Annotated in this window: 12 protein-coding genes; 7 read left to right on the top strand and 5 right to left on the bottom strand. The window is 66.7% G+C overall.

Annotation, left to right across the window (positions count from 1 at the left end):
• Window positions 1-30: 30 nt before the first annotated feature.
• Complete coding sequence (locus HNP48_RS06145; RefSeq protein ID WP_184855994.1) at window positions 31-990, bottom strand: tripartite tricarboxylate transporter substrate binding protein; 960 nt, start codon at window positions 988-990, stop codon at window positions 31-33.
• 128 nt (window positions 991-1,118) lie between these two features.
• Window positions 1,119-2,711: a gamma-glutamyltransferase gene (gene ggt, locus HNP48_RS06140; protein ID WP_221480101.1), complete on the bottom strand. Its 1,593-nt coding sequence runs from the start codon at window positions 2,709-2,711 to the stop codon at window positions 1,119-1,121.
• A gap of 45 nt (window positions 2,712-2,756) precedes the next feature.
• On the opposite strand from ggt, the gene HNP48_RS06135 reads away from it, so the two are divergent.
• A complete protein-coding gene (locus tag HNP48_RS06135) occupies window positions 2,757-3,407 on the top strand; it encodes a GntR family transcriptional regulator (protein ID WP_184855993.1) in 651 nt (216 codons plus the stop codon).
• Between the two features lie 195 nt (window positions 3,408-3,602).
• Here HNP48_RS06135 and HNP48_RS06130 read toward each other — a convergent pair whose 3' ends face one another.
• Window positions 3,603-4,697 carry a saccharopine dehydrogenase family protein gene (locus HNP48_RS06130; RefSeq protein ID WP_184855992.1) on the bottom strand — a complete coding sequence of 365 codons (1,095 nt, stop codon included), beginning with the start codon at window positions 4,695-4,697 and terminating at the stop codon, window positions 3,603-3,605.
• 169 nt (window positions 4,698-4,866) lie between these two features.
• Between HNP48_RS06130 and HNP48_RS06125 the strand changes: the two genes are divergently transcribed.
• From HNP48_RS06125 to HNP48_RS06110, 4 genes are all read left to right on the top strand, one after another.
• Window positions 4,867-5,334: an Lrp/AsnC family transcriptional regulator gene (locus tag HNP48_RS06125; RefSeq protein WP_311773806.1), complete on the top strand. Its 468-nt coding sequence runs from the start codon at window positions 4,867-4,869 to the stop codon at window positions 5,332-5,334.
• A 114-nt stretch (window positions 5,335-5,448) separates the two neighbouring features.
• A complete protein-coding gene (locus tag HNP48_RS06120; RefSeq protein ID WP_184855991.1) occupies window positions 5,449-6,342 on the top strand; it encodes a hypothetical protein in 894 nt (297 codons plus the stop codon).
• A gap of 36 nt (window positions 6,343-6,378) precedes the next feature.
• Window positions 6,379-6,996, top strand: coding sequence for a sigma-70 family RNA polymerase sigma factor (locus HNP48_RS06115; RefSeq protein ID WP_184855990.1), 618 nt, complete (start codon window positions 6,379-6,381; stop codon window positions 6,994-6,996).
• A complete protein-coding gene (locus HNP48_RS06110) occupies window positions 6,993-8,171 on the top strand; it encodes an ankyrin repeat domain-containing protein (RefSeq protein WP_184855989.1) in 1,179 nt (392 codons plus the stop codon). Before HNP48_RS06115 ends, HNP48_RS06110 begins: the two co-directional genes overlap by 4 nt.
• A 19-nt stretch (window positions 8,172-8,190) precedes the next feature.
• On the opposite strand, the gene HNP48_RS06105 is transcribed toward HNP48_RS06110, so the two are convergent.
• Window positions 8,191-10,677 (bottom strand): bifunctional diguanylate cyclase/phosphodiesterase, encoded by a 2,487-nt coding sequence (locus tag HNP48_RS06105; RefSeq protein ID WP_260420111.1) that lies wholly within the window; start codon window positions 10,675-10,677, stop codon window positions 8,191-8,193.
• A gap of 179 nt (window positions 10,678-10,856) precedes the next feature.
• Window positions 10,857-13,127 carry an EAL domain-containing protein gene (locus tag HNP48_RS06100; RefSeq protein WP_184855987.1) on the bottom strand — a complete coding sequence of 757 codons (2,271 nt, stop codon included), beginning with the start codon at window positions 13,125-13,127 and terminating at the stop codon, window positions 10,857-10,859.
• A 130-nt stretch (window positions 13,128-13,257) separates the two neighbouring features.
• On the opposite strand from HNP48_RS06100, the gene HNP48_RS06095 reads away from it, so the two are divergent.
• Entirely contained in the window at window positions 13,258-13,476 is a 219-nt protein-coding gene (locus HNP48_RS06095) for a hypothetical protein (RefSeq protein ID WP_184855986.1), read from the top strand.
• A gap of 51 nt (window positions 13,477-13,527) precedes the next feature.
• Window positions 13,528-14,331 (top strand): SDR family NAD(P)-dependent oxidoreductase, encoded by an 804-nt coding sequence (locus HNP48_RS06090; protein WP_184855985.1) that lies wholly within the window; start codon window positions 13,528-13,530, stop codon window positions 14,329-14,331.
• The last annotated feature ends 4 nt before the right edge of the window (window positions 14,332-14,335 follow it).

Here is a 14,335-nt window from a genome sequence, read left to right as displayed (position 1 = left end):
ACACCGACACGCCAGCACCGTCCTGCTTCGTCAGTCTGGCTTGAAGCCAGAGGCCTTCACTGGCTGCTCCCAGCGTTTGAGCTGCTCGGCTTGCAGCTTCTTGAGCCCAGATGAATCCAGATAGTCTGGAACCAGCCCCAGCGCGGAAATCTTGTCCCTCGCGTCCTGGGCGCGAAGCGCCTCGGCCACGGCACGTTCGATGCGCTGCACGACAGCCGGCTGCATTCCCGCAGGGCCGTACAGGCCGAAATACCCATCCGCCGTCATGTTGATGCCGGCTTCCTTCAAAGTCGGCACGTCGGGCAAGGCGCTGGAGCGTTCCTGTCCCGTCACCGCAACAATCCGCACCCTGCCCGCCTTGTGGTGCTCCAAGGTTTCAGAAGCCGTGTCCACCATGAGAGGGAGCAGCCCGGCCACCAGGTCTTGCGCTGCGGGTGCGCCCCCTTTGTACGGTATGTGCGTGAGATTGACGCCCGTGGTCTGCGACAGCAGCACGCCCGTAAAGTGGCCCAGCGTACCGGCCCCCGACGTGGCGAAGTTGGCCTTTTCAGGATTCGCCTTCATCCAGGCCACCACATGCTTGATATCGCGCTGGGGGCCTGCAGGGCCGATGGTGAGGGCAAAGTCGAAGCTCGCCGCACGCGCAATCGGCGTGAAGTCCTTCACGGCATCGTAGGGCAGATTGGGGTAAAGCCAGGGAGCCACCACCAGCGTGCCACTGGTGGCCATGACCAGGGTTTGCCCATCCGGCGGCAAGCGTTTGAGTTCCGCCATGGAAACCCGCCCCGATGCGCCCGGCTTGTTCTCGACGACGACGTTCTGTCCCAGTGAAACGCGCAGTTTGTCGGCAAGAATTCTCGTCAGTTGGTCGGACGAACCACCGGGCGCGAACCCCACAATGAGCTTCAGGGTCCGGTCTTGCCCAGCTGCCGGCAAAGCCAGTGAGAGTGCTGAGGCTGCGGCTGCTGCGGAAAAGATTCGTCGCTTCATTGTGGGTGTCTCCTGGCTCATTGGTGGGTGGGAAGGGAATACAGTGCGTAGAGGAGATGCATGTGCGTCGATCATCAGGTCGACGCTGCGCGCAGCTTCGGTGGCTTGCGTGATGGGCTCAGCTCCTGCTAAAAGCCAACGGCCTGTCCATCCCGGCGCGAGTCGGATGCCGCGACATACCCATGCTCCGCCTGGTAGATCAATTGGGCCGACCCGAAGTCCAGGCTTTCACGCTGTGCGACAGTGACCTGGTGTCCGCGGGCGCGCAGGGAGTCCGGCACATCGCCCGGGACATGCGATTCCAGCGTGACCGTGGGGCCCGGCTCCACGCGAAACCGTGGGGCATCGCTCATGGCTTGCGGGTTTTGTCCGAAGCTGGCCAGCCGCGCCACCATCTGCACATGCCCTTGTGCCTGCATCGAACCACCCATGACGCCCATCGCCATCACGGGTGCGCCATCGCGCGTGATGAAACCCGGGATGATGGTGTGCAGTGGCCGCTTGCCTGGAGCGACGATATTCGGATGCCCCGGGACCAGGCTGAAGTCTTCGCCGCGGTTGTGCAAACTGATGCCGGTGCCAGGAACAACCACGCCGGAGCCAAAGCCATGGTAGTTCGACTGGATGTAAGAGACCATGGTGCCCGCCGCATCCGCGGACGCCAGATAGACCGTTCCGCCGATTTTTGGCATGCCGGGGCCTGGATCGGCCGCGCGCTTCATGTCGATGCGCTTCGCGCGCTCCGCCAGATAGGCAGCGTCGAGCAAATGCGCCGCAGAGACAGGCGACATGGCAGGCGCATCGGCCGCATATTTCTTGAGGTCGGCGAAGGCCAGCTTCATCGCCTCCAGGCCCACGTGGTAGTAGTCGGCACTGTCCACGCCCATGCTGGCCAGGTCGAAGTGGTCCAGGATGCCCAACGCAATCAGTGCAGCAAGCCCTTGGCCATTCGGCGGAATCTCGTGCACGGTGTAACCGCGAAACGACTGCGCAATGGGCTCGACCCATTCGGCCCGGTGCGCCGCAAGATCGGTTGCGCGCAGCGCACCGCCGCACTGCCTGGCAAACGCTTCGATCTTCTCGGCGAGTTCGCCCCGGTAGAAACTCTCGCCACCGCTCTCGGCGATCAGCTCGAGTGTCCTGGCCTGGGCTGGAAAGCGCCACAGCTCACCCGCGCGAGGAGCCCGCCCATCCAACGTGAACGCATCGCGGAAGCCCGGCTGGTCGATCAGCCGTGGAATCTGGTGGGCCCACTGCCTCGCAATTTGCGGCGACACCATGAAGCCTTCTTGCGCGTACCGAATGGCCGGCTCGAACAGGCGCGCAAAGGGCAGTTTGCCAAAGCGATCCGACAGCGCCTTCCAACCTGCAACCTGGCCCGGTACAGTCACCGAATCCCAGCCCTTCTCCGGCATCTTTTCATGCCCCTTGAAATACTGCGGCGTCCAGAGCGCGGGCGCGCGCCCGCTCGAATTCAAACCGTGCAATCGGCCCTCATGCCACACCAGCACGAACATGTCGCCGCCTATCCCGTTCATGACCGGCTCCACCACGGTCAGCGCAATCGCGGACGCCAATGCGCTATCGATGGCGTTGCCCCCCTGGTACAGCATGCTCAAGCCCGCCTGCGCCGCCAGAGGCTGGCTTGCGCTCACGGCATTGGCCGCGAGCAATGGCATCTTTTGGGAGGGGTACGGGAACGACCAGTCAAAGGGCTGCATGGCCCGAAGTATATTCGTGTATCCAATCTGAAGTGAATGGCCAGTATGCTCACACCCTTTTCCAGCCCCGCAACGGCGGAGGAAGAAGCCTATCGCTTCCTCCTCGACGGAATCCGCATGGGCCAGTTCAAGGCGGGCGACCGCATCGTGCCCGAGGAGATTGCGTCGCAATTGGGGATGAGCCGAATGCCGGTGCGCGACGCGTTCCGGCGCCTTGCAACGCAAGAATTGCTGACCATCCGCCCCAACCGCGGTGCGGTGGTGCGGGGCTTGAGCCATGACGAGGCGATCGAGGTGTTCGAAATGCGTGCGGTGCTGGAAGGTCTGGCCGCCACAGCCGCTTTGCACCGCATCGGCCCGGCAGACATTGATGAGCTCGAGCGGCGGCTGGACGCCATGGACCGGTGCGCAGAAGATCTTTCCGCCTGGGTGACCGAGCACCGTGACTTCCACCTGTACTTGTGCGGCCTGAGCGCCCGCCCGCGGCTGGTCGCGCAGATTGCGGCACTTCACGTGTGCATCGAGCCCCATATGCGGCTATGGCTGCAGTCGACCTACAAGCCCAGGCCAAGCCGCGAAGAGCACGGTTTCATCATCGACGCGCTGCGCCGCAAGCGCCCGGAGTTGATTGAGGCAGTGGTACGCGAGCATGTTTGCAGCACCTTGGAAACGCTGGCGAAGCTCATGCGCACCTGAATGGGTTGGCAGTCAATTGGATACAGTCTTACATTTTTCGCCACCGCCGTAAGCATGCGAAGAGGCTTGATACCTCCTTTCACGCCAAAGGCCACTGCCCTGCCCTGCGCAGGAATACGCTGAAGAAGCCCGGGCCAAGGGGCCGCAGGAAGCCACGCCCTCAAGCAAGGCCCACGCGCCCTGCCCGCAGGCCACTCAGCCAATCGATTCAACCTGACGGTACTGCTGGTAGGCCCGGCCAAAGCGATTGGCCAGGAAATCCGTGAGAGCGACCTGCTCCTGGCGAATGAAGCCACGCTGGGGCAGCTTCTTTTCGCGAAACAGGTCCAGGGCCGCACAGATCCCTGCAGCGGTCGTGATCTGGATGGCGGACAAGGGGTATTGGCCATCACGCTCGGCAAAGATCTTGCGTGCGAACACCTCCTGTACGAGCACGCCGTTCTTGGTGCCCGAGACGGTGACAAACACCAGCACCACATCCTGCATGGTGGCAGGCATGCTGCGCCGAAGCACGGTCTTGAGCGTGCCCTGGTCGCTCTTGAGTTGCAGCTCATCCAACAGAAATTGCATCAAGGCACGATGCCCTGGGTAGCGCACCGTCTTGTAATCGAGGTTGCGCAGCTTTCCGTCCCAGGTCTCACACAGGGTTCCCAGGCCACCCGACGTGTTGAAGGCTTCGTATTCCACCCCGTCGAGGGAAAAGTGCTCCAGACCTTCGAGCGGCAGGGCCGAGATCACCTGACCATCGTGTATCGCCTCGCACGGATGGCAATACTCATTGATCAGGCCATCCACGCTCCACGTCAGGTTGTACTTGAGCGCATTCGTGGGAAACGCCGGCAGGGCACCCACGCGCATCTTCACGTCGTGGAGGGCCTCGAAGCCGCTGGCAAGGTGGTGCGCCACGATCCCGATGAAGCCCGGGGCCAGGCCGCACTGGGGCATGAACGCAGTTTCAGCATCCTGTGCGAGGCGCTTGATTTCCTTGGTTGCCGCCACGTCCTCCGTCAGATCGAAGTAATGGCAACGGGCCCGCAAGGCCGCCTGGGCCGCAGAAGTCGCCAGGTGGTACGGGAGCGCATTGACCACGGCAAGGTGCCCGTCCAGGGCACTCGTGAGTTCGGCGGCACTGGAGGTGTCGATGCACACGGTCCGGATGCCCTTTTGGGCCAGCCGATCCAGCGCTGCCTGGTCACGGTCGAAGACCGTCAACGCAAAGTCTCCACTGGTGTGCAGCAGTTGAGCGATGGTTTGGCCGATATGGCCTGCGCCGAGAAGAGCTACTTTCATGCAGGTTTCCTTGAAGAACAGAGTGGGTGGGGGAATGCACCCAAGTGTTCCCAAATCCTTTGACGAAAAAAAGCATGAGTTCGACGAAATACCTACTTCCTTCGCCGAAATGGCAGACAATTCAGTCGAATCGTCAACGCGCCTCCTTTTTTGATTTGCATCCCCTGCCGTGAACGCGCCGACCCACCCTCCCGAAACACTGCTGCGCGACCAGTTCGATCGCGAGCTCATCGCGCTGCTGCAGGCCAACGCGCGCGAGAGCACGGCCAACCTGGCCCGCAGGCTCGGCGTAGCGAGAACAACGGTCGTGGCACGCCTTGCAAAACTGGAGGCCAACGGCCTCATCAGTGGCTATTCAGTGCGCCTCGGAGGCGAAGCAATCGCGCGGGGCGTACAGGCATTTGTGGGGATCGTGGTGCAGCCCAAGGCCGGCAGAGAAGTCATCCGGGAGCTGACGAAGTTTCCCGAGTTGCTCCAGCTGGCATCGGTAAGCGGCGAGTTTGACTACATGGCCACCCTTCGGGCAGACAGCACGGCGCGGCTCGACGTGCTGCTGGATCAAATCGGGGAGATCGAGGGGGTCACCAGGACCAACACCTCGGTCATTCTCGCCCTTCGAATCGACAGAGGCGGCTAGCGTGCATTGATGCAGACGATGTGCCGGGTCGAAAATTTTTTTGCGGATATTTAACCCCATTGGACCACCCCGTTCGTTTCACCCAGCACCAACACTTTGATTGATGGAGCTGCCATGAAATCCGGTTCACTGATCCTTCCCGCACTGACGGCACTGGCTGCCGTGCTGTCGCTGACCAGCCTGCCAGCCCAGGCGATTGGCCGCCTGGCCGATGTCACCATCGTCGACCGCGACACCGGTGCCACCTTGCCGGTGCACTACGCCAAGGGCGAGTACTGGGTGGCGGGCCGGCCCGGTGCACGCTACGCCGTCACCGTGCACAACCGCACCGGCGAGCGCGTGCTGGCCGTGCCGTCGGTGGATGGCGTGAATGTGCTGAGCGGCGAAACCGCCGCCTGGGACCAGCGTGGCTATGTGTTCTCACCCTACGAGCGCTACCAGATCACCGGCTGGCGCAAGAGCAGCAGCGAAGTCGCCGCCTTCGAGTTCTCCAGCATTGCCAACTCGTATGCCAGCCGCACCGGCCGGCCGGCCAATGTGGGGGTGATCGGCGTGGCGTTGTTCCGCGAGCAACCGCCCCAGCCCGCCCCCGTTGTCATCCCCGAACCCTACAGCCAGCGCCGCGACAGCAGCAGCAGCGACAGTGCCGGCCTGGGGCGGCTGCGCGAAGAGCCGGCGGCGCCGGCCGCCGCTGCAGCCCCCGCGCCGTCCGCGGAGGCGGAGTCATCTGCCGCCAACCGTTCGCTGTCGGCAGGCAGCCTGGCCAGGCCTGCGCCGGCCCCCACCGCCAAACTGGGCACGGCCCATGGCCAGCGCGAAACCTCCGTGGTGTCGCACACCACCTTCACGCGCCTGCAGGAGCGCCCCAACGAGGTGATCAGCATCCGCTACGACAGCCGCGAGAACCTGGTCGCCAGCGGCGTGATCCGCGAGCAACCGGTGCGGCCACCCCTGCCCCGCGCCTTCCCGCAATCGGACAACGTGTCCTATGTGCCGGACCCCAGGTGATGGATCCGGGCGCAGCATGGCGCGCTGCGCCGGTGGATGAGAGGCCCGCATAATGCGCGGGTGCAGACCGCCCTGTCCACCGACGATGCCGACGAGACGCTGATGCTGCGCTATGCGGCCGGCGACATGGCTGCGTTCGACACCTTGTACGGCCGGCACGAGCTGGCCGTCTGGCGCTTCGTCTTGCGCAGCGTCAAGATCCAGGCCGTGGCGGACGATCTGCTGCAGGACGTCTGGTTTGCCGTGGCGCGCAACGCAGGCAGCTATGAAGCCCGGGCGAAATTCCGCACCTGGCTGTTCACCCTGGCCCACAACCGGCTGGTGGACCATCTGCGCACCGCCAGGAACCACACCAGCCTGGATGCGGCCGATGATGGCAGCGAAGGCCGGCCCGGCCTGGCCGACACCCTGGCGGCCGACTCCGGGTTCGGGCCCGTACGGCAGCTGCAGTCGCGCGAGCAGGCGGCCGCCCTGGTCCGCGCCGTGGAGCAACTGCCCTTCGAGCAGCGGGAGGCCTTTTTGCTGCAGGCCGAAGGCGACCTCAGCGTGCAGGAGATCGCCGAGGCGACCCAGGTGAATTTCGAAACCGCCAAGAGCCGCCTGCGCTATGCGCGGGCCAGCCTTCGCCAACAGCTACAGGAGTTTGCACCATGAGCGCGCGGGACGACGAGCTGACAGAGCGGTACCGCGAAGCCAGCGCACAGGAAACGGCCCGCCCCGGCGCGCAGGTCCGCGATGCCGTGCGTGCCCATGCGCAGATGCTGGCGGCGGCTGCTTCAGCAGCCGCCCCCCTGCCCGCCTCCCCTGCCCCCCGGCAGGCGGCCGCCAACCAGTCGCACTGGAAGATCTCGGCCCTGGCCACCGTGGCCGTGGTGGGCCTGACCGGCTTGCTGCTGCTGCAGTTCCAGCGCGGCACCCCCGAAGAACAGGAGATCGCCTACGGCCAGCGCCGTGCCGCACCCTCCGCCAGCGTGCAGGCACCCGCCGCGCCGCCGCCAGCGCCTGCAGCCCCACCGGCCACACTCCCAGAGCCCGCGGCACCTGCACCCCTGGGGCGCAGCACCCGTCAAGAGACCAGTCCACCGGCCAGGCCGCAGGCGCAAAAGCCCGCTGCGCCGGTACCAGGCGCCACCACACCGTTGGCCAAAACGGCGCCGGCACCTGCCACCCAGGAAGCCGAGGCTCCACCGGCACCGGGCCGGGCCGGCGCCGTATCGGGCTTCCCGGCATCCCCTCCTTTCACGGCCGATGCACCGTCCGGCCCCCCGGCGGCTGCGCCTTCGGTGTCTTCAGCGCCCGCCCCGCGCGCAGAAATGCGCGAGCGCCTGGCCAACCAGGATGCTGCGGCCGCCAAGTCCATGGCACCACCACCTCCGGCCCCGGCCCCCGCGGCGGCCGCCGAGGCCACCGCACGCGCCGTCCCCGTTCCCGAACCGGCCCGCTCTGCAGCGCAGGCAGCGCAAGGTGCAGGCAGCGGCCTGCGAGGAGGCATCGCAGCCGACAACCGACTGGCGGCAGCCGCCCCACGCGCCGACAGCGGGCGCGCCAACACCTTATTGCCGGACGGCTTGCGCGAAGCGGCCCGTGCAGGCCAGACCCCAGAGGTCGAACGCCTCATCGCCCAGGGCGCGCCGGTTGATGCCCGCGACGGCGCCGGCCGGACGGCACTGATGCTGGCCGCCGCCAACGGCCAGACCACCACGGTGCAGAAACTGCTGGCCCTGGGCGCCAACCCCGCATTGCTGGACCACGAAGGCCTGAACGCCGCCCAGCAAGCCCGGCGGCTCGGGCACACGCGCACTGCGGAGCTGATCGAGGCCGGCTCCTGAAGACGGCGCCAGCGCCTGGTTACTTCAACCCCTGGCCCGGCCCATCGAGGCTGCGCTGGGCCAGGCTCAGTTGCTCAAGCGGCGCCGGGCGGCCGAACCAGTAGCCCTGGGCGCTGCCGCAGCCCATCTGCAGCAGGCGCCGGGCCTGGGCCTCGGTCTCCACGCCCTCGGCCACGACCGTCACGCCAAAACCCGTGGCCATGTGCAGCACGGCCGTGACGATGGCGGCATTCTGCGAGGACTCGACCAGGTCGCGCACAAAGGTCTGGTCGATCTTCAGGCAATCGAAGGGCAGGCGGCTCAGGTAGGCCAGCGAGGAGTAGCCCGTGCCGAAGTCGTCGATGGCGATCTTCAGCCCCAGGGCGCGCAGGCGCGAGAGCTGCTGCAGCGCCACCGCATCTCCTTCGATCAGCACCGACTCGGTGAGCTCCAGCGTCAGGTGGCGCGCAGGCAGGCCACTGGCCTCCAGCGTGCGCTGCACCTGCTCGACAAAGTCCGACTGGATCAGTTGCCGGGCCGACACGTTGACATGCAGGCCGAAATCCCTGGGCAGCTGCGGCAGCTGCTGCGCAATGTCCCGCGTGGCCCGCAGCATGACCCAGTCGCCCAGCGCCAGAATCAGGTCGCTCTCCTCGGCCATGGCGATGAACACGCCCGGCGGCACCATGCCGCGCGTGGGGCTGCGCCAGCGCAGCAGTGCCTCGGCCCCCGTGACGCGGCCTGTGGCCAGGTCGATCACCGGCTGGTAGTGCACCAGGAACTGGTCCTTGTCCAGGGCCTGGCGCAGCTCGGAGGCCAGCCGCGTGCGCTCCATCGACTGGTCCGCCATGCCGGGCTCGAACACCATCCACTGGCTCTGGCCATGGCGCTTGGCTTCGCCCAGCGCGATGCTGCCGTTGCGCAACCATTCCGCCAGCTCGTCCCCGCGCAGGTGGCCCGCCACCAGCCCCACCGAGGCATGCACCATGACCTCGTCGGCGCCCGCCGAAAAGGGGGTGGAAAACAGGCCCAGCACAGCTTTGCCGAAGCGCTCTGCGGGCTGGTCCTCCTCCTCTACCAGGCTCAGCAGCGCAAATTCGTCCCCGCCCACACGGGCCAGCAGCACCGGCGCCGGAAAATGCCCCCGCAGCCGGTTGGCCACCGCCTGCAGCAAACGGTCGCCCGTGCCGAAGCCCACGCTGTCGTTGATGGCACGAAAGGCGTTCAGCCCCACCAGGCTGAGCACGGCGCGCCTGGGCTCGGCCCACTGCACCTGCTCCAGCAGCCCCCGGCGCGTGAGCAGCTGGGTCAGGCTGTCGTGGGTGAGCAGCTCCTGCATCTGCAGGAACGAGCGCTGCAGCCGGTGCGTCATTTCATTGAAGGCCTGCACCAGGACCGTGGTTCCGCGCAGGGGGCTGGGGGCCACGATGTCGGTGTCCCAGTCGCCACGCGCAATGCGGTTGGCCGCCTCGGCGGTCCGCAGAATGGGCCGCGCGGCCCACTGGATCACCCACAGGCCCAGCAGCAGGCCGATGATGGCAATGGCCCCGGCCGCCAGCAGCGCCCCCTGGCCCGCGCTGCGCGTGTCACCCAGCAACTCGGACTCGGGCAGCAGCACCACGATGCGCCAGTCGATGCCGCGCCGGTCCACATAGGGCGTGACGCGGCCGAAGTAGCGCGCATCCTGGTGCTCGAAGTAGAAACTGCCACCGGCCGCAGCCGGTACCTCGCGCAGGTGGCTCTCGGCCGTGCGGATCTGGGAGCTCGTGCTTTCCGAGATGCGCAGGCGCTCGCGCTGGCCCGCGGCATTGCGCCGGTCGCTGAGCACGGAGCCCGGCTCCGAGTGCGCCACGATCAGGCCCTGCGCATCGACGATGAAGATCTGCCCCTGCCCACGCAGCGGCTCTTCGCGCAGAAAGCGGTTCAGGCTGTCCAGCCGCACATCGGCCTCCATCACGCCCAGCAGACTGCCGCCGGCCATGACCGGCGTCGCGGCCGAGATGGTGATGTCGCCGCGCTCGCCTGCCGTGGTGTAGATGGGAGACCAGCGCGACTGGCCCGAACCTGCCACCGGCGCGTACCAGGGGCGCACGCGCGGATCGTAGTTGGGGAAGGCGGCCGCCACCTTGCGCAGCGTATCGTCCTCGTACACATTCATCATGCCATTCGTGCTGGCATCCTTGAGGATCAGGCGGAACCCTTCGCCGGGTTCCCGGCGGATGCCGGTGTACTCCCCCGCCCTGCTTCCGAAGCTGAGCAGGCTGATCTGCTGCTGCCCGGCATACAGGTCGGCAAAAACGCCCCGCAGGTGTGTGTACACGGGGCGCAGGTCGCCTTCCTGGTACAGGCCATGGCGGCCGATGGCATCGGCCACCGTGCTCTGGATGAGAAACGGCGTCTCCAGGAACTCCGCCAGCCGGGCGCGCGCATTGCCGGTGAGGGCTTCCAGCACGCGCACGCTCTCCTGGTCGATCAGGTGGCTGATCTGCCGGTGCTGCGTGACCGCCTGCAGAGCGACCGTGGCCATGAACAGCGCCGCAAAAGGCACTGCAATGGCGGTCCGCAGAGACAGCTGGAAGGCACGCATCCTGGATAGCTCCCGTTACCCAAGCACCGCATGCAACTGGCGTGCCCGCCTGGGCGGTGCCATGGCCTGCCGCCCCTTTGCGGGGCCTGCGCTGGCGGCGGGGCAATGCACGGCGGGCCTCATGGGTGCGGGGCCAGATGCCCTTCGAGCACCTGTGCGAGCGGTACAGGGCGGCCGACCGCATAGCCCTGGGCATAGTGCACCCCGATCCCTTGCAGCATGCCCACCAGGGCCGGGCTCTCGACAAACTCGGCCACCGTGCGCTTGCCCATCAGGCAGCCGATCTCGTGGATGGACTTGACCATGGCCAGGCTCACCGGGTCGCGGTCGATGTCGCGCACGAACTGGCCGTCGATCTTGAGCACATCGACCGGCAGATTGCGCAGGTAGGCAAAAGACGACAGGCCGCTGCCGAAATCGTCGAGCGAGATCTTGCAGCCGCTGGCCCGCAGGGACGCAATGAAATGGTTGGCCGTGTGCAGGTTGCTGATGGCGGCCGTCTCGGTGATCTCGAAGCACAGCTTGGAGCATGGCACATCGGCATGCGCCAGCGCCTGCAGCACAAAGGCGGTGAAGGCCGCATCCCCGAGCGACTGGCCCGACAGGTTGATCGAGCACTGCCCGATGCGGTCCTGCTGCGCCACCACCCAGCGCAGCGCATGGGTGACGACCCAGCGGTCCACCCGGGCGGCCAGGTGGTAGCGCTCGGCGGCCGGCATGAAGCGGCCCGGCAGCACCAGTTCGCCCTGCTCGCTGCGGATGCGCAGCAGGATCTCGCAATGCAGCAAGCCCTGCGCTTCACTGCCCTGCAGCGGCACGATGGGCTGCGCGAACAGCTCGAACCGGTCGTGCAGCAGGGCATGCTCGATGCGGCTCACCCACTCCATGACGCCATAGCGCTGCGCCAGCGCAGGGTCGTCGATGGCAAACAGGTGGATGCGGTTGCGGCCCGCCTCCTTGGCCACGTAGCAGGCACTGTCGGCCGCCTGCAGCAAGGCGCCCACGCTCTCGGTCTGGGCATCGAGCGCCACCATGCCGATGCTGACACCCACGCCAAAGCGTTGCTCCAGCCAGACGAAGTGGTAGCCCGCCAGCGCCTGCTGCAGCCGCTCGGCCAGCTGCAGCGCAGCAGCCACGCTGCGCCCCGCGAGCAGGATGCCGAATTCGTCCCCGCCGATGCGGCACAGCAGGTCCTGCCCGTCCAGCAGGCCGGAGAAAAGTGCGGAGATCTCGCGCAGCATGGTGTCGCCGGCGGTATGGCCGCAGGTGTCGTTGACCACCTTGAACTCGTCCAGGTCCAGGTAGCACACCACATCGTGCTGGGCCGTGCCCCGCGTCCCTTCGAAGGCACGGTCCAGCGCCTGTTCGAAAGCGCGCCGGTTGCCCAGGCCGGTCAGCTCATCGTGCAGGGCCTGGTAGGCGATCTCGTGGCTCAGGCGGCGCTGCTCCGTCACATCGCGGAATACCAGCACCGCCCCCTGCACCTCGCCATCGGCATCCTTGATGGGCGAGACCGTCGCCTCCACCAGCACGGTGCCGCCCTGCAGGGGCTGCAGCTGCAGCTCCGGGTAGCGCAGGGCCTGGGCGGCGGCAATGGCGGCGGCCATCATGTCGGGGGCCGGCTCTCCGGCGCCCTCGGGGCCGCGCAGCCGGAACACCTCGCCATAGGGCTTTCCCACGGCGGCGGTCAGGTTCCATCCCGTCAGCGCCTCGGCCGCCGGGTTGATGTAGAGCAGATCGCCGCGGGCATTGGCAGAGATCACGGCATCGCCGATCGAATGCAGCGTGACCTGCAGGCGCTCTTTTTCATGGTAGAGCGCATCCTCGGCATCCTTGCGGGCCTGCATGAAGCGCACGCGGTCCATGGCCACGGCCACATGGGCGCCCATGGCCTGCATGAAGTCGATCTGCCAGGGCAAGGGCGGGCGCACGCCCTCGGCATCGCCGTAGGTTCCCAGGCCCACGGAGCCCAGGCGCTGCTCGGCCATGACCAGGGGTACATTGATGATGGTGCGGTTCTGCAGCGCCGCCACGATCTCCTTGTTGGTGCGCGGGTCGGTGCGCGCGTCGACCACCACCACCACGTGGTCCGCCGCCATGATCTCCTGGACCATGGAGTCGCCTTCGATGGGAATCTCGATGGCATCGACGGCCCGGGCCATTTCCAGGTCGGTGCGCTCGCTGGAGTGCAGCAGGATGGTCACGAACCCCGGCTTCACCCCATACACCCCAAGCCAGCAATGGGGATAGCCCAGCACCTGGACCGCCACCGGCGACACCGCATCGAGGATGTCGGACAAGGTCCAGGCCCGCTCCAGGCGCTTGCACAGCTGCAGCAAGGCCTTGGCGTGGGAAGGCGCTTCGGTCACGGTGGCCGTCAGGTCGCTCATGCTTGCAGTGTATCCAAGGGTTTCAACAAAACCCGGGGCAGCGGCCAGATTGTTGATGATTGTTTACACCCATGCGACGCACGTTCGTGCTGTGATAGCGTCCCCGCCCATGGAGTATCTGGAATTCGCCATGTCCTGGCTGGCAGCCAACCCCCGGCTGGTGACGGCCTGGACCGTGGTGCTCATGCTGGCGCTTGCCTGGCTGTGGCGTGGCCACCGCGCCAGCCGCGAGCGCGCCCGGTTCAAGCCCTTGCGGCGCCCCGCTGCACTGCACGCGGGCCACAAGGGCGCCGGCCCGGCCGGCATCGCCAAGAGCAAGACCGCCCGGCGCCCCACCCTGCGCCGCTAGGCCCATGCCGGCACAGCCGGCACATCGCCGCCAAGCGGCTACCATCCGGGCATGACATTCTCTGCTGCGCCCTCTTCTTTTGCTCCGTCCACCGTCCACTTCGGCCACCAGGGCCGGGTCTGCATCGTTACCGGGGGGGCCCAGGGCATTGGCGAGGCCTGCGTGCGCCGCTTTGCCCGCGAGAACGCCCACGTGGTGATCGCCGACCTGGACGATGCCCGCGGCAAGGCCCTGGCCCAGGAGCTGGGCGCCCTGTATGTGCACTGCGATGTGGGCGACAAGGCCCAGGTGGATGCGCTGGTGGCGCAGACGCTCAAGGCCCATGGCCGCATCGACGTGCTGGTGAACAACGCCGGTATCTTCCGCGCGGCGGATTTCCTCGACGTGACCGAAGCGGATTTCGACGCCGTGCTGCGCGTCAACCTCAAGGGCTCGTTCCTCATGGGCCAGGCCGTGGCACGCGCCATGGTGGCCTCGGGCGGCGGCTCCATCGTCAACATGAGCTCGGTCAACGGCGTGCTCACCATCCCCAGCATTTCGAGCTACAACGTGAGCAAGGGCGGCATCAACCAGCTCACGCGCGTGATGGCGCTGGCCCTGGCCGACAGGAACGTGCGCGTGAACGCGGTGGCCCCGGGCACCATCGCCACCGAGCTGGCCGCCAAGGCCGTGCTCACCAGCGAGGAAGCCAAGGCCAAGATCATGTCGCGCACGCCCATGAAGCGCCTGGGCGAACCCTCGGAAATCGCCGATGTGGTTGCCTGGCTGGCCAGCGATGCGGCGAGCTATGTGACGGGCGAGATCGTCACCGTGGACGGCGGGCGCATGACCTTGAACTACACCGTGCCAGTATAAGAGG

It is taken from the genome of Acidovorax soli, assembly GCF_014207955.1.
In the GTDB taxonomy this organism is placed as follows: domain Bacteria; phylum Pseudomonadota; class Gammaproteobacteria; order Burkholderiales; family Burkholderiaceae_C; genus Acidovorax; species Acidovorax soli_A.
Note: the sequence above shows the minus strand (reverse complement) of the source record. Positions and strands in the feature narration are given on the sequence as shown.

What these genes read in the sequence shown, in the direction of transcription:
- HNP48_RS06145 (WP_184855994.1), bottom strand. Translation starts at nt 990, where the DNA reads ATGAAGCGACGAATCTTTTCCGCAGCAGCCGCAGCCTCAGCACTCTCA.
- ggt (WP_221480101.1), bottom strand. Translation starts at nt 2,711, where the DNA reads ATGCAGCCCTTTGACTGGTCGTTCCCGTACCCCTCCCAAAAGATGCCA.
- HNP48_RS06135 (WP_184855993.1), top strand. Translation starts at nt 2,757, where the DNA reads ATGCTCACACCCTTTTCCAGCCCCGCAACGGCGGAGGAAGAAGCCTAT.
- HNP48_RS06130 (WP_184855992.1), bottom strand. Translation starts at nt 4,697, where the DNA reads ATGAAAGTAGCTCTTCTCGGCGCAGGCCATATCGGCCAAACCATCGCT.
- HNP48_RS06120 (WP_184855991.1), top strand. Translation starts at nt 5,449, where the DNA reads ATGAAATCCGGTTCACTGATCCTTCCCGCACTGACGGCACTGGCTGCC.
- HNP48_RS06115 (WP_184855990.1), top strand. Translation starts at nt 6,379, where the DNA reads ATGAGAGGCCCGCATAATGCGCGGGTGCAGACCGCCCTGTCCACCGAC.
- HNP48_RS06110 (WP_184855989.1), top strand. Translation starts at nt 6,993, where the DNA reads ATGAGCGCGCGGGACGACGAGCTGACAGAGCGGTACCGCGAAGCCAGC.
- HNP48_RS06105 (WP_260420111.1), bottom strand. Translation starts at nt 10,677, where the DNA reads ATGGCCACGGTCGCTCTGCAGGCGGTCACGCAGCACCGGCAGATCAGC.
- HNP48_RS06100 (WP_184855987.1), bottom strand. Translation starts at nt 13,127, where the DNA reads ATGAGCGACCTGACGGCCACCGTGACCGAAGCGCCTTCCCACGCCAAG.
- HNP48_RS06095 (WP_184855986.1), top strand. Translation starts at nt 13,258, where the DNA reads ATGTCCTGGCTGGCAGCCAACCCCCGGCTGGTGACGGCCTGGACCGTG.
- HNP48_RS06090 (WP_184855985.1), top strand. Translation starts at nt 13,528, where the DNA reads ATGACATTCTCTGCTGCGCCCTCTTCTTTTGCTCCGTCCACCGTCCAC.